Annotated in this window: 20 protein-coding genes and 1 pseudogene; 8 read left to right on the top strand and 13 right to left on the bottom strand. The window is 33.2% G+C overall.

Annotated features, from left to right (window positions below; all coding sequences use genetic code 11):
- Positions 1 to 19 precede the first annotated feature (19 nt).
- Both ACYFX0_RS25965 and ACYFX0_RS25960 read left to right on the top strand, forming a co-directional pair.
- Positions 20 to 865 carry an SDR family oxidoreductase gene (locus tag ACYFX0_RS25965; RefSeq protein WP_460272009.1) on the top strand — a complete coding sequence of 282 codons (846 nt, stop codon included), beginning with the start codon at positions 20 to 22 and terminating at the stop codon, positions 863 to 865.
- A 40-nt stretch (positions 866 to 905) separates the two neighbouring features.
- Complete coding sequence (locus tag ACYFX0_RS25960; protein WP_000901210.1) at positions 906 to 1415, top strand: GrpB family protein; 510 nt, start codon at positions 906 to 908, stop codon at positions 1413 to 1415.
- Between the two features lie 105 nt (positions 1416 to 1520).
- Here ACYFX0_RS25960 and ACYFX0_RS25955 read toward each other — a convergent pair whose 3' ends face one another.
- The 6 genes from ACYFX0_RS25955 to ACYFX0_RS25930 all read right to left on the bottom strand — a co-directional run bounded on the left by ACYFX0_RS25955 (position 1521) and on the right by ACYFX0_RS25930 (position 4351).
- The gene (locus ACYFX0_RS25955; RefSeq protein WP_041488163.1) at positions 1521 to 1904 is read right to left on the bottom strand and encodes a DUF4181 domain-containing protein; all 384 of its coding nucleotides are present in this window, start codon (positions 1902 to 1904) and stop codon (positions 1521 to 1523) included.
- Between the two features lie 23 nt (positions 1905 to 1927).
- The gene (locus tag ACYFX0_RS25950) at positions 1928 to 2365 is read right to left on the bottom strand and encodes an NUDIX domain-containing protein (RefSeq protein ID WP_000620904.1); all 438 of its coding nucleotides are present in this window, start codon (positions 2363 to 2365) and stop codon (positions 1928 to 1930) included.
- A 30-nt stretch (positions 2366 to 2395) separates the two neighbouring features.
- On the bottom strand, positions 2396 to 2761 hold the full coding sequence (locus ACYFX0_RS25945) for a DUF4181 domain-containing protein (protein ID WP_000767737.1): 366 nt from the start codon (positions 2759 to 2761) through the stop codon (positions 2396 to 2398).
- A 23-nt stretch (positions 2762 to 2784) separates the two neighbouring features.
- Entirely contained in the window at positions 2785 to 3609 is an 825-nt protein-coding gene (locus tag ACYFX0_RS25940) for a PP2C family serine/threonine-protein phosphatase (RefSeq protein WP_106082108.1), read from the bottom strand.
- Complete coding sequence (locus ACYFX0_RS25935) at positions 3593 to 4093, bottom strand: HIT family protein (RefSeq protein WP_142398827.1); 501 nt, start codon at positions 4091 to 4093, stop codon at positions 3593 to 3595. Before ACYFX0_RS25935 ends, ACYFX0_RS25940 begins: the two co-directional genes overlap by 17 nt.
- Before the next feature lie 90 nt (positions 4094 to 4183).
- Positions 4184 to 4351, bottom strand: a complete 168-nt coding sequence (locus ACYFX0_RS25930) for a hypothetical protein (RefSeq protein ID WP_000508401.1) — start codon at positions 4349 to 4351, stop codon at positions 4184 to 4186.
- A 217-nt stretch (positions 4352 to 4568) separates the two neighbouring features.
- On the opposite strand from ACYFX0_RS25930, the pseudogene ACYFX0_RS25925 reads away from it, so the two are divergent.
- Positions 4569 to 4804: pseudogene (locus ACYFX0_RS25925) on the top strand (hypothetical protein).
- A gap of 53 nt (positions 4805 to 4857) precedes the next feature.
- On the opposite strand, the gene ACYFX0_RS25920 reads toward ACYFX0_RS25925, so the two are convergent.
- Both ACYFX0_RS25920 and ACYFX0_RS25915 read right to left on the bottom strand, forming a co-directional pair.
- A complete protein-coding gene (locus ACYFX0_RS25920) occupies positions 4858 to 5694 on the bottom strand; it encodes an ABC transporter permease (protein WP_001059837.1) in 837 nt (278 codons plus the stop codon).
- Entirely contained in the window at positions 5687 to 6892 is a 1206-nt protein-coding gene (locus ACYFX0_RS25915; RefSeq protein ID WP_000370608.1) for a quaternary amine ABC transporter ATP-binding protein, read from the bottom strand. The genes ACYFX0_RS25920 and ACYFX0_RS25915 overlap by 8 nt, the downstream gene beginning before the upstream one ends.
- 171 nt (positions 6893 to 7063) lie before the next feature.
- On the opposite strand from ACYFX0_RS25915, the gene ACYFX0_RS25910 reads away from it, so the two are divergent.
- On the top strand, positions 7064 to 7921 hold the full coding sequence (locus ACYFX0_RS25910; protein WP_001227626.1) for a glycine betaine ABC transporter substrate-binding protein: 858 nt from the start codon (positions 7064 to 7066) through the stop codon (positions 7919 to 7921).
- A 43-nt stretch (positions 7922 to 7964) separates the two neighbouring features.
- On the opposite strand, the gene clpP is transcribed toward ACYFX0_RS25910, so the two are convergent.
- Together clpP and ACYFX0_RS25900 are read right to left on the bottom strand one after the other, a co-directional pair.
- Positions 7965 to 8546, bottom strand: coding sequence for an ATP-dependent Clp endopeptidase proteolytic subunit ClpP (clpP, locus tag ACYFX0_RS25905; protein WP_000991620.1), 582 nt, complete (start codon positions 8544 to 8546; stop codon positions 7965 to 7967).
- A 21-nt stretch (positions 8547 to 8567) separates the two neighbouring features.
- Positions 8568 to 9254, bottom strand: coding sequence for an RNA polymerase subunit sigma-70 (locus ACYFX0_RS25900; protein ID WP_000337517.1), 687 nt, complete (start codon positions 9252 to 9254; stop codon positions 8568 to 8570).
- 142 nt (positions 9255 to 9396) lie between these two features.
- Between ACYFX0_RS25900 and ACYFX0_RS25895 the strand changes: the two genes are divergently transcribed.
- The 3 genes from ACYFX0_RS25895 (at position 9397) to ACYFX0_RS25885 (ending at position 10933) form a co-directional block, all read left to right on the top strand.
- A complete protein-coding gene (locus ACYFX0_RS25895; RefSeq protein WP_001125391.1) occupies positions 9397 to 9717 on the top strand; it encodes a 2Fe-2S iron-sulfur cluster-binding protein in 321 nt (106 codons plus the stop codon).
- Between the two features lie 4 nt (positions 9718 to 9721).
- Positions 9722 to 10384, top strand: a complete 663-nt coding sequence (rpiA, locus tag ACYFX0_RS25890; protein WP_106082109.1) for a ribose 5-phosphate isomerase A — start codon at positions 9722 to 9724, stop codon at positions 10382 to 10384.
- A gap of 114 nt (positions 10385 to 10498) precedes the next feature.
- Entirely contained in the window at positions 10499 to 10933 is a 435-nt protein-coding gene (locus ACYFX0_RS25885; protein WP_001190875.1) for a GNAT family N-acetyltransferase, read from the top strand.
- Positions 10934 to 11157: 224 nt separating this feature from the next.
- Here the strand turns inward: ACYFX0_RS25885 and ACYFX0_RS25880 are convergent, their stop codons facing one another.
- A complete protein-coding gene (locus ACYFX0_RS25880; protein WP_016098621.1) occupies positions 11158 to 11760 on the bottom strand; it encodes a DUF6944 family repetitive protein in 603 nt (200 codons plus the stop codon).
- A 7-nt stretch (positions 11761 to 11767) separates the two neighbouring features.
- Positions 11768 to 11986, bottom strand: coding sequence for a hypothetical protein (locus ACYFX0_RS25875; protein ID WP_000337734.1), 219 nt, complete (start codon positions 11984 to 11986; stop codon positions 11768 to 11770).
- A 472-nt stretch (positions 11987 to 12458) separates the two neighbouring features.
- Here ACYFX0_RS25875 and ACYFX0_RS25870 point away from each other — a divergent pair, with 472 nt between their 5' ends.
- Positions 12459 to 12923 (top strand): hypothetical protein, encoded by a 465-nt coding sequence (locus tag ACYFX0_RS25870; RefSeq protein WP_000024965.1) that lies wholly within the window; start codon positions 12459 to 12461, stop codon positions 12921 to 12923.
- Between the two features lie 308 nt (positions 12924 to 13231).
- Here ACYFX0_RS25870 and ACYFX0_RS25865 read toward each other — a convergent pair whose 3' ends face one another.
- The gene (locus ACYFX0_RS25865) at positions 13232 to 14599 is read right to left on the bottom strand and encodes a lytic polysaccharide monooxygenase (protein ID WP_106082110.1); all 1368 of its coding nucleotides are present in this window, start codon (positions 14597 to 14599) and stop codon (positions 13232 to 13234) included.
- Positions 14600 to 14640 lie beyond the last annotated feature (41 nt).

The following is a 14640-nucleotide window of genomic DNA, read 5'->3' as shown; positions in this document are numbered from 1 at the left end:
AAAAGAAAGCTGGCGGAAAATGAATAAAAAAATCGCAATAATTACAGGAGCCTCAAGTGGATTTGGACTATTAACTACACTCGAACTCGCAAAAAAAGATTATTTAGTTATCGCTACAATGCGAAACCTTGAAAAACAAGTAAACTTAATATCTCAAGTTACTCAACTTAACTTACAGCAAAATATAAAAGTTCAACAATTAGATGTAACCGATCAAAATTCTATACATAACTTCCAATTATTTTTAAAAGAAATACAAAAAGTAGACCTTCTTGTTAATAATGCAGGATATGCAAATGGCGGCTTTGTAGAAGAAATTCCAGTAGAGGAATACCGTAAACAATTTGAAACGAACCTATTTGGAGCTATATCAATTACCCAGCTTGTTTTACCATATATGAGAGAACAAAAAAGCGGAAAAATCATTAATATAAGCAGCATTAGCGGCCAAGTTGGATTTCCTGGTTTATCTCCTTATGTATCTTCAAAATATGCATTAGAAGGCTGGAGTGAATCGCTTCGCTTAGAATTAAAACCTTTCGGAATAGACGTCGCTTTAATTGAACCTGGTTCTTACAACACAAATATATGGGAGGTTGGTAAACAACTAGCTGAAAACCAATCTGATACAACATCTCCTTACAAAGAATATATGGATAAAATACAAAAACATATTAATAGCGGTAGTGATACATTTGGTCATCCGATAGAGGTTGCTAATAAAATTGTAGAAATTGCTGAATCTAAGCGTACAAATTTACGATATCCAATCGGTAAAGGTGTGAAATTTATGATCTTCGCGAAGAAAATTCTTCCTTGGAGATTGTGGGAGTTTCTTGTGTTGAGGAGTTTTAAGAAGATGTAATAAACTTTTTGAAAACTATTTTGAAAGAGGTGCTAATTAAATGTTAGGTTTACCGTATGGGAAAGTGTTTTTAGTGCCGTGGACTGAAGAATGGGAAATTGAGTTTATGAAAGAGAAGCAAATCATTGAGGAACAAATTGGCGAACATATTTTAGCGATACACCATATTGGTAGTACTTCTATTCCATATTTAAGTGCAAAGCCAATTATTGATATAGCAATAGAACTAAAAGATAATGCAGTTGGCATACAATGTATCGCAAAGTTGGAACTACTAAATTATAAATACAGAAAAGATGTATTGCCTGAAAGATACTATTTTAATAAAGGAGAGCCACGAACTCATCAAATTCATATGTATGAACAAGGAAATAAATATTTAATAGAACAATTACAATTTCGAGATTACTTAATAGACAATAAAACATCTCGTATACAGTATGAACAATTAAAAATTCAACTTTCACAAGCTAATCCTACTGATAAACATAAGTATGCGGAGGACAAAACAAATTTCATTACATTCATACTAGCTAAAATAAATGATTGAATGAAAAAGACAGAATTTCATACACAGAATAAGAAACCGTTTATTCCTAAGTAAATGGTTTCTTATTCGTTAGTTATCTTATTATTTATACTATCAATTTTTTTATTATACAGCAGGTGGAAAGAAGTAAAATAGTATCGAAGTCATAAAAATAAACGTGAATACCCCAATTACCGAAAATATATATTCTTTCGACTCTCTATCATACTTCCATTCCATCAATGCTCTTAAGATTAACTTCCCACCTAAATAAGTAAAAATGACATAAGCAATATTAACACTTTCGAATTTAAAGATAAACATAAAGCTAGTTATTAAATAAATAAAAAGTAGTCCTATTTCCAATTTTTTATGTAAACTATTTACATGTTTCTTATATCCCCAAAAACCACCCTTGGGCATATTCAATTTTTTTCTTAAAAACTTATCGAGAAAATAGACAGCTATACAAAAAACAATAGTTATAATCCAAAAAGTAGAAGCTCCTATTTTCACCCCTCCTATTATTTCATTTAATTACTTGAAATAAATTGGACTATATTACGGTTATCCCCTTCTAAATAACTTATGATTCCTTCAGGATATGTCGGCTTCTCCTGTAATTCCTCTAGACTTTTCCAAATTAATATAATATCCTCATGCTCTTTATGCCTTATTTCATTTGTAATGATTTTTTCAACAGTCCCCCAATATATCAATGTACAATGATGACCTTTTTCGTTGTCCCACTCAAAAATGTGTTCATTTACAATTGCTAACTCTTGAACATGAACTTTCAAATCGTATTCTTCTATTAACTCTCGAATTATTGCTTCTTTTGACGTTTCACCAAATTCAATAGAGCCACCTGGAAAACGATAAAATGATTCGTTTTCATCACATTGTACTAGTACTTTTGAATGTTCGTCGTTTACAATCATTACTTCAGCCCGTAAATGTGGTCTTATCATTTTCTCACCCTTTATTTGTATGACCATCCATCACCAATACGTATTATAGAATACATTCAAAATAATACCTGTAATTATTAATAACGGAACAATTCCAAACGAAATAATATATTCTTTTGCTTTACTATCATATTTCCACTGCATATATCCTTGAAAAATGTACAACGTCATAAAAAAGAAAATTGGTATATAAGTCATGTATATTGGATTCCAAATTGAACCTATCATCATAAGTACTACATAAGAAATAATGATGATCCATTGTCCCCATTTATGTGATTGACTGACATATTTACTATTCCATCCTGTTTGTCTCGGTATATTTAACTTCTTCCTCACGATTTTTTCTAAAAAAATTAAAATTATAATCCATAACAATAAGACAATTAGTTTCAAAAGAAACAGAAAGGCCTCCTCCTTTACCTTTTCTCCGGCTGATCACTCGGATACGTAGCATTATCTTTATTTTCAACATCCCAACTAATAATGGTCGCACTATCTCGTCCGAATTGATGATGAACATGTTCTAAAACATTGTGAACATTTTCTTTAAGTTTAATATTATTTCTATTCATATTATTATACAGATTTAATGGCGTTTCATATCGGCGTTCCCCGCATTCTAATACCCCATCTGTCACCATTACAATTCGGTTCTTTCCAGTACGTAATTCACGAATACCTGATGAATAGCAAGGAACAGGTAAATCAAATGTGTTTACATTTCCAATCCATTCGTAAAAATGACGTTGATTTAATGCATATTGCCCTAACTTATGTAACTCTTCATGAAATACATACACTAAACAATCACCAATAGAAAGCCACCATATATAATTTTCTTTTCTTACACATAGTAAGCAAGCTGTTTCACCTTTAATTCTTTGGCATTTTTCTTTAAATGAAGAGGATTGAAAAATTGAAAGTATATGATTTTCAACAGATCGAAATACTGTATCAATCGATTCATTCATTATTACTTTTATATTTTCATATTCTTTTTCGATTGTATTTACTACTAAATCAACACTTTCCGCACTATTATGTCCATCTAAAATAGCTGTAAACTCCCAATCATCATTCGACCAAACTAACGCACCATCTTCATTCTTTTTTGCTCCAGCGTTTATATTACCGCCATATATTCCGAGTACGATATCACCATATTGTTTTACTGAAACTTCGTCTAAACACATCTTCTTATTTCCAACCCATGAATATTTTCTATTATTTGTTGTATGCATACTCATTTACCATATACTTACGTATTCTTTCGCATAGTTTTTTTATTTTCTCTTCATCACCATATGGTGCACCAGTCCATTTCGCTACTTCGGTTGGTGACCAAAATTCTTTTGGTGTATTCGGATAACGTGGAATAATGTGCACCTGCATATGTGGTACACCATTTCCTGAAACAAAAGTGTAAATATGCTCTGCACCTTCGCTTTCTTTTAGCGCTTTACTTACTCTACTTGTTATAAGTCCGAACGCTTTCGCTTCTTCATCTGTTAGTTCAGCGAGGCCAGGTACATGTCTTTTTATATCTATCATTACATAACCTAGGTATGATTCTTCACTATCCCAGTAGACATGTCCAACGTAAACGAGTTCATCTTCGTAAATAGCTCCACCTGGAACTATAATATTTCCTTTATGTTTTTCGCAAATGAAGCAGTTTTGTTCTACTTGATTGTTTGTTGACATATCCATCACCATCCTTTTCATATATAATATCACAAAAAAAGGAAAAACAGGTTTAACATTCAGAATATTCATTCTTTTGATACTGCAACTTTGAAATGAATTTACACCTCATTATTTCTTCAAAAACGCAATCCCAATTATAATCCCAATCACAATTCCGATTACTAAATTATTTGTAAAGTGCCCTTGAAATACACCGATTACAACCCCTATACCGACACCTATTGCCAAAGCATCATTTCTTTTTTTATTTTTAGCCAAAATTGCATCTCCTCCCATCATTTCTCCCTAAACAACATGCACTCACTTAAATGTATTAATATACGCACTATCTCGCTTGAATCTTTTCAAAAAATGCACTTTAACTTCACATATAATATTTTCCATTTTCTGTACATACTCCTTTTATAATGAAAAAATTTCAAGTAACCATTAAATATATATAGGCATTTACTATAAGAAAGATCCGTAATTTATTGAAGGAGGAAAGATTCAAATGCATCCTCATTGGAATCCAAATATAAATCAACAGTATGTTTATTCCCCCATCCTGTAAGGACTACATTGCATCATGATTCACAATATATGATGCAGCGCATCGCTAGCCTTGAAAGTCAGTTAGCTAAATTAATCTCATTAATCGAAGAAAATAATCAATTAATTAAATCCATGGAACAACAGCAAAATCAAGTTTGTGCACCAGCTGGAGGTTCTGTTATCGTTCGTAAGTAAACTGGATGCAATAAAAAACACACTTTGTATTATAAAAGTGTGTTTTTTGGTCATTATTTTCTTTTCGTATGGAACCCTTGTGTAATTCGGTCTAATATAATTGCGATTACTACGATAGCTAATCCAGCTTCAAATCCCATTCCGATATTAACTTGTGTTACCGAGCGATATACATCAACTCCAAGCCCAGGAGCTCCTACAAGTGACGCTGTTACAACCATTGATAACGAAAGCATAATGCTTTGGTTCACACCAGCCATAATCGTTCCGGTTGCAAGTGGTAATTGTACTTTAAATAGTTTTTGTGATGCTGTGGATCCAAATGCATTCGCTGCTTCAATTAAATCTTCTGGAACTTGTCTAATTCCTAAGTCAGTAAAACGAATTGTAGGTGGCATTGCAAAGATTACCGATGCAATAATTCCAGGTACTACACCAACTCCGAAAAATGTAATCGCTGGAATGAGGTATACGAATGCCGGCATTGTTTGCATAAAATCTAATGTTGGTTTTAAAAATTTTGAAAAACGTTCATTTTGAGATGCTAATATTCCAATTGGAATTCCGACAATAATTGAAATAATAACAGACGTAAGTACGAGTGCTAATGTTTGCATCGTTTGTGCCCAGTAGTTAATATTTAAAATAAACAATAAGCCGATTAGTGTAAAAATAATTAATGATACTTTTCTCGTTGTGTACCAAATGAGGAAACAAAGGATAATAATCATCAATATGGCCGGTATTATTGTTAAAAAATTAGTGAGTAAATCAACGAATCCGCCGATAATATAAGAGAACCCTCGGAATATGCCTTCAAGGTGCTCATATAAACTTGCAACAAATGAGTCGACCCATTCTCCTAAAGGAATACGTGGTATATTATTCATCGTCTTTCACCTCTTCCTCAATGTTTCCTGCAAGAGCTTGAATGACACTTTCACGTTTAATAATTCCTCTTAGCCTTTTCTTCTCATCGATTACTGGTAACGGATATTTCATCTCCGCCATTTTTGCATATGTCTCTTCCAGTAAAGTATCTAAATACACATGCGGAATATCATTAAGTAATAAATCAGCAATCGGCCATTGTTTTTGAACTGCTTTACTCGCATCATCCGCGGTTAATATACCTAAAAACTCATACTTTTTATTGACAACATATACAGTTGAAACACCTGCATTCCTCATAATTTGAAGGGCTACACGTGGTCCACGATCAATTAATAAAGTTTCTGGTCGTTTTAATATAGATTCCGCTGTAATTACTTTTCCTAAATTCACATCCGCAACAAACTTTTCTACGAATTCATTAGCGGGGCTCATCATAATTTCTTCTGGCGTTCCAATTTGGACAATTTCTCCATCTTTCATTAATGCGATACGATCCCCAATTCGAAGCGCTTCATCTAAATCATGTGTAATAAATATAATCGTTTTTTCCATTTTATCTTGTAACTCTAACAATTCATCTTGCATTTCTTTTCGAATAAGTGGATCTAATGCACTAAATGACTCGTCCATTAGTAATACATCTGGATTATTCGTTAGTGCTCTTGCGATTCCAACGCGCTGCTGCATACCACCACTAAGTTGACTTGGATAATTATCTTTATGATGATCGAGTCCTACTAACTGTAGCGATTCTAACGCTTTTTTCTCTCGCTCTTCTACCGAAACCCCTTGTATTTCTAAACCATATGCAACATTTTGTATAACCGTACGATGCGGAAATAGAGCGAACTTCTGAAATACCATACTCATTTTCGTTCTTCTTACTCTCCGTAACTCTTCTTTTCCCATCGTTGCGATGTCTTCACCATCTATGTATATATGACCTGCAGTTGGTTTAATCAATTGATTTAACATACGAACTAGCGTAGATTTCCCGCTACCAGACAAACCCATAATAACGAAAATTTCTCCAGAGTATACCTCAAACGTTGCTTTTTTTACACCAACGTTCATTCCTGTCTCTTTTAAAATTTCCGATTTGCTTTTCCCCTCTTTTAATAAAGAAAGGGCTCTTTGCGGATGTTTCCCGAATACTTTTGTTACGTTTTCAACACGCACCTTTGTATTATCCATGTCACTACTCCTTTTCTACCCATCTATTCACATAGTGTTGCGATTTTGCAAAGAAATATTACATAAAAATGACATTCATAAGATTTCTTTAAAATTCTCGTTTCCGTTCATAATAAGAATGCTTACTTATACATTTATTTTATAAGGCAAACACTACTTAGGAGGTTTTCGATGCGAAAGAAAATTTGGTTTATATGCCTTGCATTATTTATTACTATGATTTTCACTTCATGTAATGCAACAAATGCAAATTCGAAAGGAAAAATTAAACTTGGTGTAACAAGTTGGAAAGAAAATATTGCAACTGCAAACATGTGGAAAGTTTTATTAGAAGAAAAAGGCTACAAAGTTGAGCTCATGTATTTAGAAAAAGCCGCAATTTGGACTGGTGTCGCTCGTGGTGATGTTGATGCGAATTTAGAAGTATGGCTACCCGTTACGGATAAGCCGCTAAACGATCGTTATAAAGATGATATTGTCTTAAAATCAAAATGGTACGAAGGTACTGGACTTGGTCTAGTCGTACCTTCCTATGTGAAAAATATTAACAGTATTGAAGACTTAAATGCTCATAAAGATGAATTAGATAATAAAATTGTCGGTATCGAACCTGGTAGTAGTCTTATGAATTTAACGAATAAAGCAATGAAAGAATATGATATAAAACTAAAACTTGTCCAATCCTCAGAAGCTGCGATGATGAGTGAATTAAAGAAAGCATATACGAAAAAGAAACCAATCGCTGTTACGCTTTGGAATCCGCATTGGGGTTTTTCAGAATTTGACTTAAAATATTTAAAAGACCCTAAGAAAGTATATGGTGAAAAAGATGACATTTATTACTCCGTTCGTAAAGGTTTCGAAAAAGATCACCCAGATGTTATAAAATACTTTGATAAATGGAAAATGACCGATGAACAACTTGGTACGTTAATGGTCATGTTAAATAAAACAAAAGATCCTGAAGAAGCTGCGCGAAAATGGATTAAAAAAAATCAAGCATTAGTTGATGAATGGGTAAAAGATTAATAAAAAGGCTAGAGAATTAACATATCCTCTAGCCTTTTTCATCTTATTTTTTCGTAACAACATCATCTACAATTCCATATTCCTTAGCTTCTTCTGCGGTCATAAAATAATCTCTTTCTGTATCATGCGCTACTCTTTCAATCGGTTGGCCTGTTTTTTCTGCAATCATTTTATTAATATCATGCTTTAACTTTAATATCCTTTTTGCTGTTATTTCAATTTCTGTTGCTTGCCCCTGTGCACCACCAAGCGGCTGATGAATCATAATTTCACTGTTAGGGAGCGCAAACCGTTTTCCTTTTGCTCCTGATAATAATAACAATGCACCAAATGATGCCGCAAAGCCCATGCATAGCGTTTGTACATCTGGTTTAATTAAATTCATCGTATCTAATATTGCAAAACCTGCTGTCGTTGAACCTCCTGGGCTATTGATATATAAATATATATCTTTTTCTGCATCTTCTGCTTCTAAAAATAATAGTTGAGCTACGACACTACTCGCTACTTGATCATTAATTTCTGAACCGATAATAATAATGCGGTCTTTTAATAGCCTTGAATATATATCATAGGAACGTTCTCCTAATTTTGTTTGTTCTACTACATATGGAATTGCATTCATTTTAAATCCCCCCAATACTTGTTATGCAACGCAAAGCATACAACTGTAGGAAGAAGGTTCTTTTACACTAAATAATAAGACTGGCTGTTTAGATGGTAACTTAGTAAAATCTATTGTCGGAAGAAGTTTCGTTAACAATTCCGGTCTTTCCTCACGAATAGACGTTACAACAACTTCAATATCCTCTGTGAATTCGACTATCTCGATCCCTTCTTCACTTACAGTTTTCAGCCTATTTCTACTCCGAAATAAAGAAGCTTTCACTGCACCTTCTGATACAGAACACAATTTAGCAATATCAGCGATACTATATTGAAAAACATCTTTTAATAATAAAATTGCGGATTGCTGTACATTTAATGAAGACAATACTTTCCCTACCATTTCATGCAAATCTGCAATGTTCTCATGTGGTTCTTCAACAGTGATTTGTTCTCTTATTTTTTCATGAACAGACTTAGACTTCATCTGATCTAACCAACGATTTCTAGCTATTTTATAGACGAGTGTCATACAAATATCTTTATTTCTATATTTTTGAAGCACTTTACACACCGTTTCTTGGGCGAGATCTTCCCCATCCCATTTGTTTTTCGTTAAAAAAGTACAGTATCTTTTTAGCTCTCCATATTGTTCAATTAAAAAATTTATATTTGAATGATTCATATCGATATGATTCTTTAAAACATGAGTTACTTTTGTGCACAAAATAACCACTCCTTTTCAGCGCTTACTTAATAAACGATTCTACATTTAAAAAAGTTACGGGGGTATAAAAAAATAATGTTTATGTTCAAGAATTCGCGGTCATAAATATGTTATGTACAATTTTACGTGAGGAGGAACAAATTTGCCAAAATTAACAATTGAAGGTGCGGGAACTTTTGATGTGAAAGAAGGAACAAAGTTAGTATTAGCAATTGAAGATAGCGGTGTCAACATTCTCCATCGTTGCGGCGGGAATGCACGTTGCACGACTTGTAGAGTAGAAATACTAGCAGGTGATTTCTGTGAAGCGAGTGCGAATGAGAAACATGCAATGACGGAAAAAGGGATTGAAGATCATTTACGATTATCTTGTCAAATGCGTGTACATAAAGATATAGTCGTTCGTCCGGTACTTACAGTTGAAAATTCAAGTCTTGATGCTGGGCCACGTCCGGCGGAGTAAAGCAATGAATTTAAAACAACTCGCTGGCGAATATGCTGCTAACTTTGTAAATGATGGCATGAAGATTGGGCTTGGTACAGGTTCTACTGTATATTGGACAATACAAAAATTAGGTGAGTATGTAAAAGAAGGATTATCATTTCAAGCTGTACCGACATCAAAGGAAACTGAAGCATTAGCACAGCAACTAAATATCCCCCTAATTTCGTTAAACGACGTACAAAGTCTTGATTTTACAATTGATGGAGCGGATGAAATTGATTCAAATTTACAACTTATAAAAGGCGGTGGTGGTGCATTACTTCGTGAAAAAATCGTTGCCTCTTCCTCTAAAGAACTAATTATCATTGCTGATGAATCGAAACTTGTAACACATTTAGGTAATTTTCCATTACCTGTTGAAATCATCCCTTTTTCATGGAAACAAACCGAAAATAAAATTCAGTCTTTAGGGTGTCAAACAACATTACGTTTGAAAAATAATGAAACCTATATAACCGATAACAATAACATGATTATCGATTGTATATTCTCTAATCATATTTCTAATCCTGCCCATTTACACACCCAATTAAAAATGATTACTGGTGTAGTTGAAACAGGATTGTTTATAAGTATGACGAGTAAAGCAATTATCGGCACTAAAAATGGGATAAAGGAATTGTAATAAAAGCTGACTTTTTAAAGTTGGCTTTTTAGTATGTTCATCTTCTCTTAATAGCACTTTATTATGATATACTATGAAAACACAAGCTGATTACACTAGAAAGGACTGAACATTTTGCAATCCAAACTTATAACAGAACTTACTGATTTAGAAACTGCCTTTCACATTCGAAAAGAAGTATTTGTAAAAGAACAAGGTGTCCCTCTTGCAGATGAATTCGATATATTCGATGAAATCGGAGAGCAATGTAAACATATTTTAGTTTATTATCATGAGTTTCCTGTAGGCACAGGGCGTATACGATTTGTTGATGGTGTCGGAAAATTAGAACGTATTTGTATTTTAAAAGATTATCGTACATACGGATTAGGTAAAGTTATCATTCAAACGTTAGAAGAAATTGCTCGTAACGAACAAGTTACAAAAGTGAAGCTACACGGTCAAACACAAGCTGAAGGATTTTATAAAAAATTAGGCTATCAAACTTCTTCTGATATATTCATGGAAGATAGCATTCCACATATACTTATGACGAAAATGTTATCATAATAGAAAGGTGACTATATTGTTTATTCATATAGTCACCTCTCTGTATCTTATTCACTTGAAAGTCTCTTTAGTGAATATTCCAATGAAAGAACTTTTAACTTGAAAGCAAAGAACCTAGCATACATAGTCTTAAAACACCCTTAATGAAATTGGCATTCTCTAGTTTTCTATTCGCACTATATTCTGTTTGCTTTCACTTTAAAAAGAATATTTTATTAAACTCACTATGAATTGTTGTCTAAAATCTCTTGTCTTTCTTCTCTTATTTGACCGATTAATGAAACTACTGAACCAACCGCTTGAATCCAGCTCCCCGTAATCACTATAATCTGTCCATCCTCCTCATTTCCTTCCGAAATTTCTTCCACTTTATCCCGACTAGCTTTCAATTCATCTATTCCACCTATTGCCTGTAATGAATTTCCAGTCGCTTGTAACACATTCCCAAAAATGTTATACGATTCATCTATGTCGGAACTATCCTCTAATTCACCACCTATTGATGTAATACCACCTAATGCTTGAATCCAATTCCCTGCAATCACTACTTTTTTTTGTGTATTATCTTCAAATTCTATAATGAGTCCTGTTAAAACCGTTACATTACCAATTGATTGGATTTCATTACCGATTTTTTCAAGAGATATTTCCCCTTGTCCATCAGCTTCTAGGCCGTTCCCTGTTGCCTGTAATACATTCCCCCATACGTTTAAATCTCTTCTTAATTCGTCATTCAATTTTTTAAAAGGTGTACTACCAACCGCAGCAATAATTGTCCCTACTGCAACAAACCAAGCACCAACTATCTCCTTAATCGGATCATCCATTTTCAATCTATCCCGTCATTAATTTACTACTTACAGGATATGAATTTATGCATCTCCATGTTAATAGCCTACTTCTCTCCATTTGAATAAAAATCAATATTTCTTTAATATTATAAATACATCTAGTATGACATCCCTGTTTGCCGTTAGCTTTTGCTAACGGCTCATTTATTTTTTTCTTGCTTCTCGGAGAATTCTCTAAATACGTTTCCCAATACGTACACATTCTTTATTCCTCCTCGAATACAATACATAACTCAATATAATATCTATATATCGATTAGTTAAACTTGGCTAACTGCTCCTTTATTTATAGTAAAATTAAATTTCTATAATTTTTTTAAAAATCCATCTCGACATCCATAATTCCAAACATTTAAAATCAAAAATATAATTTTATCATCACAGGAAAATTTTCTGAATAACTTTCTTGTTAAAAAGTTTTCACCTTAAAATTTGACAAGCATATGCTATTGAATGGAGATTCTCCATTCATAAGATTCTTACCTTTCTTATCTAGAGCACACTTTAATGTGTGCTTATTTTTAGTTAGAAACTACAACATTCTCAAATAGTATGCATATCAAATTGTTTTTTCAATTATTTTCAAGAGCGGATATTATTCTTTAGTACAAGCACTCTTTCCTTTTAATTAATACTATATATTGATATCCCAAAGAAAGGAGAGCAAAATAATTATGGCTAATTATTTTTATAAAGATGGTAAAAAATATTATAAAAACCAATCGTATTCGAACGATCAAAAAAATAACTGTTTTATTGAAACTCATACGATAACTGGTTCTGAAGAAAATGCAAATGGAAATATACCTTTATCTGTTTTCCTTGAAACCACCGCTCCACAAACTGTATTTGAGGATTTCACAAACAATCATAATAAAACATTAATTCAGTTATTCGTTGTCGGGATGAGTGCACCCGTTCAAGTAACTATTCTAACAAGAAAATCTAGCCGCCCAATTACTACAACATTACAACCTGTTCAAACAAAAATATTTCAAGTTGAAGATTTTCAAAGTCTTACTTTTACGAAACAGGAAGGCCCTACTAGTATAGTTAGTTTATTTGTGCAAAAAACATTTTGTATTTGCTGTAACGATAATAAAGATTCGTGTGATGAATATCATCAAGATTGTAATTAATAGATTAACGCACCAAAAGAACCCGTTTTACAAAGGGTTCTTTTTATTTCACTCCATACATTTTCAAAAACATTTTAGAATCATACACAACGATTTTTCTATAAATCTCTCCTTTTCCCGCTATTTTATTAAAATAACACTTTAGTTTAATTAATTACGGGACTTATCATCATTGAATGAAGGGAAGTAAAATTTAGAAAAAAAGACGACGCTGAATACGTCGTCTTTTTTATAAATAGAAAAGCGAATTCTCAAGATTCCCTTTTGCATCAAAGCCCATCATCTCTTAGTTCATGCCTAGGTAAAGCTTACACTGTTTTCCATAATGATAATGCATAAATCCAGTTTGGATCACCATTTCCTTGATAACTCTGGACTGCTTCATATACTTTTCCTTCGTGTAGAACTCTATCTCCCTTTTTATATGCTTTTTTTGCATCCCACGCTTCATATGAAGCGCTTTCATCTTTTGTAGTAATTGTGAATATATCACTCTGTACGGATTCATTTCCAGCTACATCAACAGCTTTCACTACATATTTATAAGTAGTATTAGCAAGCAGATTTTTATCCATATAAGAAGTTGTATTGGATGTTGCAATCTTTTTCATTAATCCTTCTATTTCTCTATAAATATCATAATGGTCTACACCAATGTTATCGTCAGATGGACTCCACATTAAATCCACACTTGATGCTGTCGTTCCCATACTATGTAATCCTTTTGGTTGTGTTGGTGCTTCTGTATCAGGAGTCGCAACTGTTGTTTTTACTGTAAGCGCTGTACTTTCTTTCGATACATTTCCAGCTGCGTCAATTGCTTTTACAGTATAAGAGTATTCTGTGCTTGGTTGTAATTTCTTATCAATAAAATGAGTGCCTAGTATTGTATCGATCATCTCTCCGTTACGGAAGATTTGATATCCTCTTACCCCTACATTATCCGTAGAAGAGTTCCATGTTAGTTCTACACTATTCGCTGTTACTTTTTTCGTCTGAAGTCCATTTGGAATACTTGGCGCTTCTATGTCTGGTTTCACATCATTAATAAGATTAACATCAATTACATTATAGAATGCATTTGCTGTATCAGCTACATCCCATACTGCTAAAATCACATGATATCCACTACGATCAGTAGGTACATTAATTTTATGAGTTAAATTATTTGAAGCTGCAGAACCATCGTGTTGCACAGTTCCAATTGGTTCAAAATCTGCTCTTGTTAGCGCTTTATTTGGATTCCATCCTTTTTTAGTAATATAGTAATGCCACTTACTCGTTAAGTGAGGCGCAGTATACTTCCAAGTAAATGTATTTTCCCCACCAGTGATTGTATTTTTAAACCAACGATTTGCTGTTTGTTGATCTAAAATACCACCAAATTTTCCGCCTGCTGAAGCAATTTGTCCATCTACTGGACCACCTTGTGGGAACCCTTTTGGAGCTTCTAAACTTTGTGGTTCATACATAACACTTCCGCAGTTTACATTTAGCGCACCATAAGTTGGACTACATAAAGCGGATCGGCTACCGGGCTTTTCAACAAAACCGTGCGCATAAGCATTTTGAGGAATAAGTGTCGTACTAATAATTCCAGCTGTTAATGCTACAGCTCCTAAACTTTTTTTGTTCATTTTCATGTTTTGTAGTTGTTTTAAAAATCGATTATTCATGTTCATGTCTCCTTCTTGTTATACTTTGTAGTGGAATGTGG

It is taken from the genome of Bacillus sp. NEAU-Y102 (assembly GCF_054788175.1).
This window is presented reverse-complemented; position numbering and strand designations above follow the sequence as displayed.

Bases quoted from the DNA above. Each gene is read 5' to 3' on its own strand.
- ACYFX0_RS25965 (WP_460272009.1), top strand. From the start codon at position 20: ATGAATAAAAAAATCGCAATAATTACAGGAGCCTCAAGTGGATTTGGA.
- ACYFX0_RS25960 (WP_000901210.1), top strand. From the start codon at position 906: ATGTTAGGTTTACCGTATGGGAAAGTGTTTTTAGTGCCGTGGACTGAA.
- ACYFX0_RS25950 (WP_000620904.1), bottom strand. From the start codon at position 2,365: ATGATAAGACCACATTTACGGGCTGAAGTAATGATTGTAAACGACGAA.
- ACYFX0_RS25940 (WP_106082108.1), bottom strand. From the start codon at position 3,609: ATGCATACAACAAATAATAGAAAATATTCATGGGTTGGAAATAAGAAG.
- ACYFX0_RS25935 (WP_142398827.1), bottom strand. From the start codon at position 4,093: ATGAAAAGGATGGTGATGGATATGTCAACAAACAATCAAGTAGAACAA.
- ACYFX0_RS25930 (WP_000508401.1), bottom strand. From the start codon at position 4,351: ATGGGAGGAGATGCAATTTTGGCTAAAAATAAAAAAAGAAATGATGCT.
- ACYFX0_RS25920 (WP_001059837.1), bottom strand. From the start codon at position 5,694: ATGAATAATATACCACGTATTCCTTTAGGAGAATGGGTCGACTCATTT.
- ACYFX0_RS25915 (WP_000370608.1), bottom strand. From the start codon at position 6,892: ATGGATAATACAAAGGTGCGTGTTGAAAACGTAACAAAAGTATTCGGG.
- ACYFX0_RS25910 (WP_001227626.1), top strand. From the start codon at position 7,064: ATGCGAAAGAAAATTTGGTTTATATGCCTTGCATTATTTATTACTATG.
- clpP (WP_000991620.1), bottom strand. From the start codon at position 8,546: ATGAATGCAATTCCATATGTAGTAGAACAAACAAAATTAGGAGAACGT.
- rpiA (WP_106082109.1), top strand. From the start codon at position 9,722: ATGAATTTAAAACAACTCGCTGGCGAATATGCTGCTAACTTTGTAAAT.
- ACYFX0_RS25880 (WP_016098621.1), bottom strand. From the start codon at position 11,760: ATGGATGATCCGATTAAGGAGATAGTTGGTGCTTGGTTTGTTGCAGTA.
- ACYFX0_RS25875 (WP_000337734.1), bottom strand. From the start codon at position 11,986: ATGTGTACGTATTGGGAAACGTATTTAGAGAATTCTCCGAGAAGCAAG.
- ACYFX0_RS25870 (WP_000024965.1), top strand. From the start codon at position 12,459: ATGGCTAATTATTTTTATAAAGATGGTAAAAAATATTATAAAAACCAA.
- ACYFX0_RS25865 (WP_106082110.1), bottom strand. From the start codon at position 14,599: ATGAATAATCGATTTTTAAAACAACTACAAAACATGAAAATGAACAAA.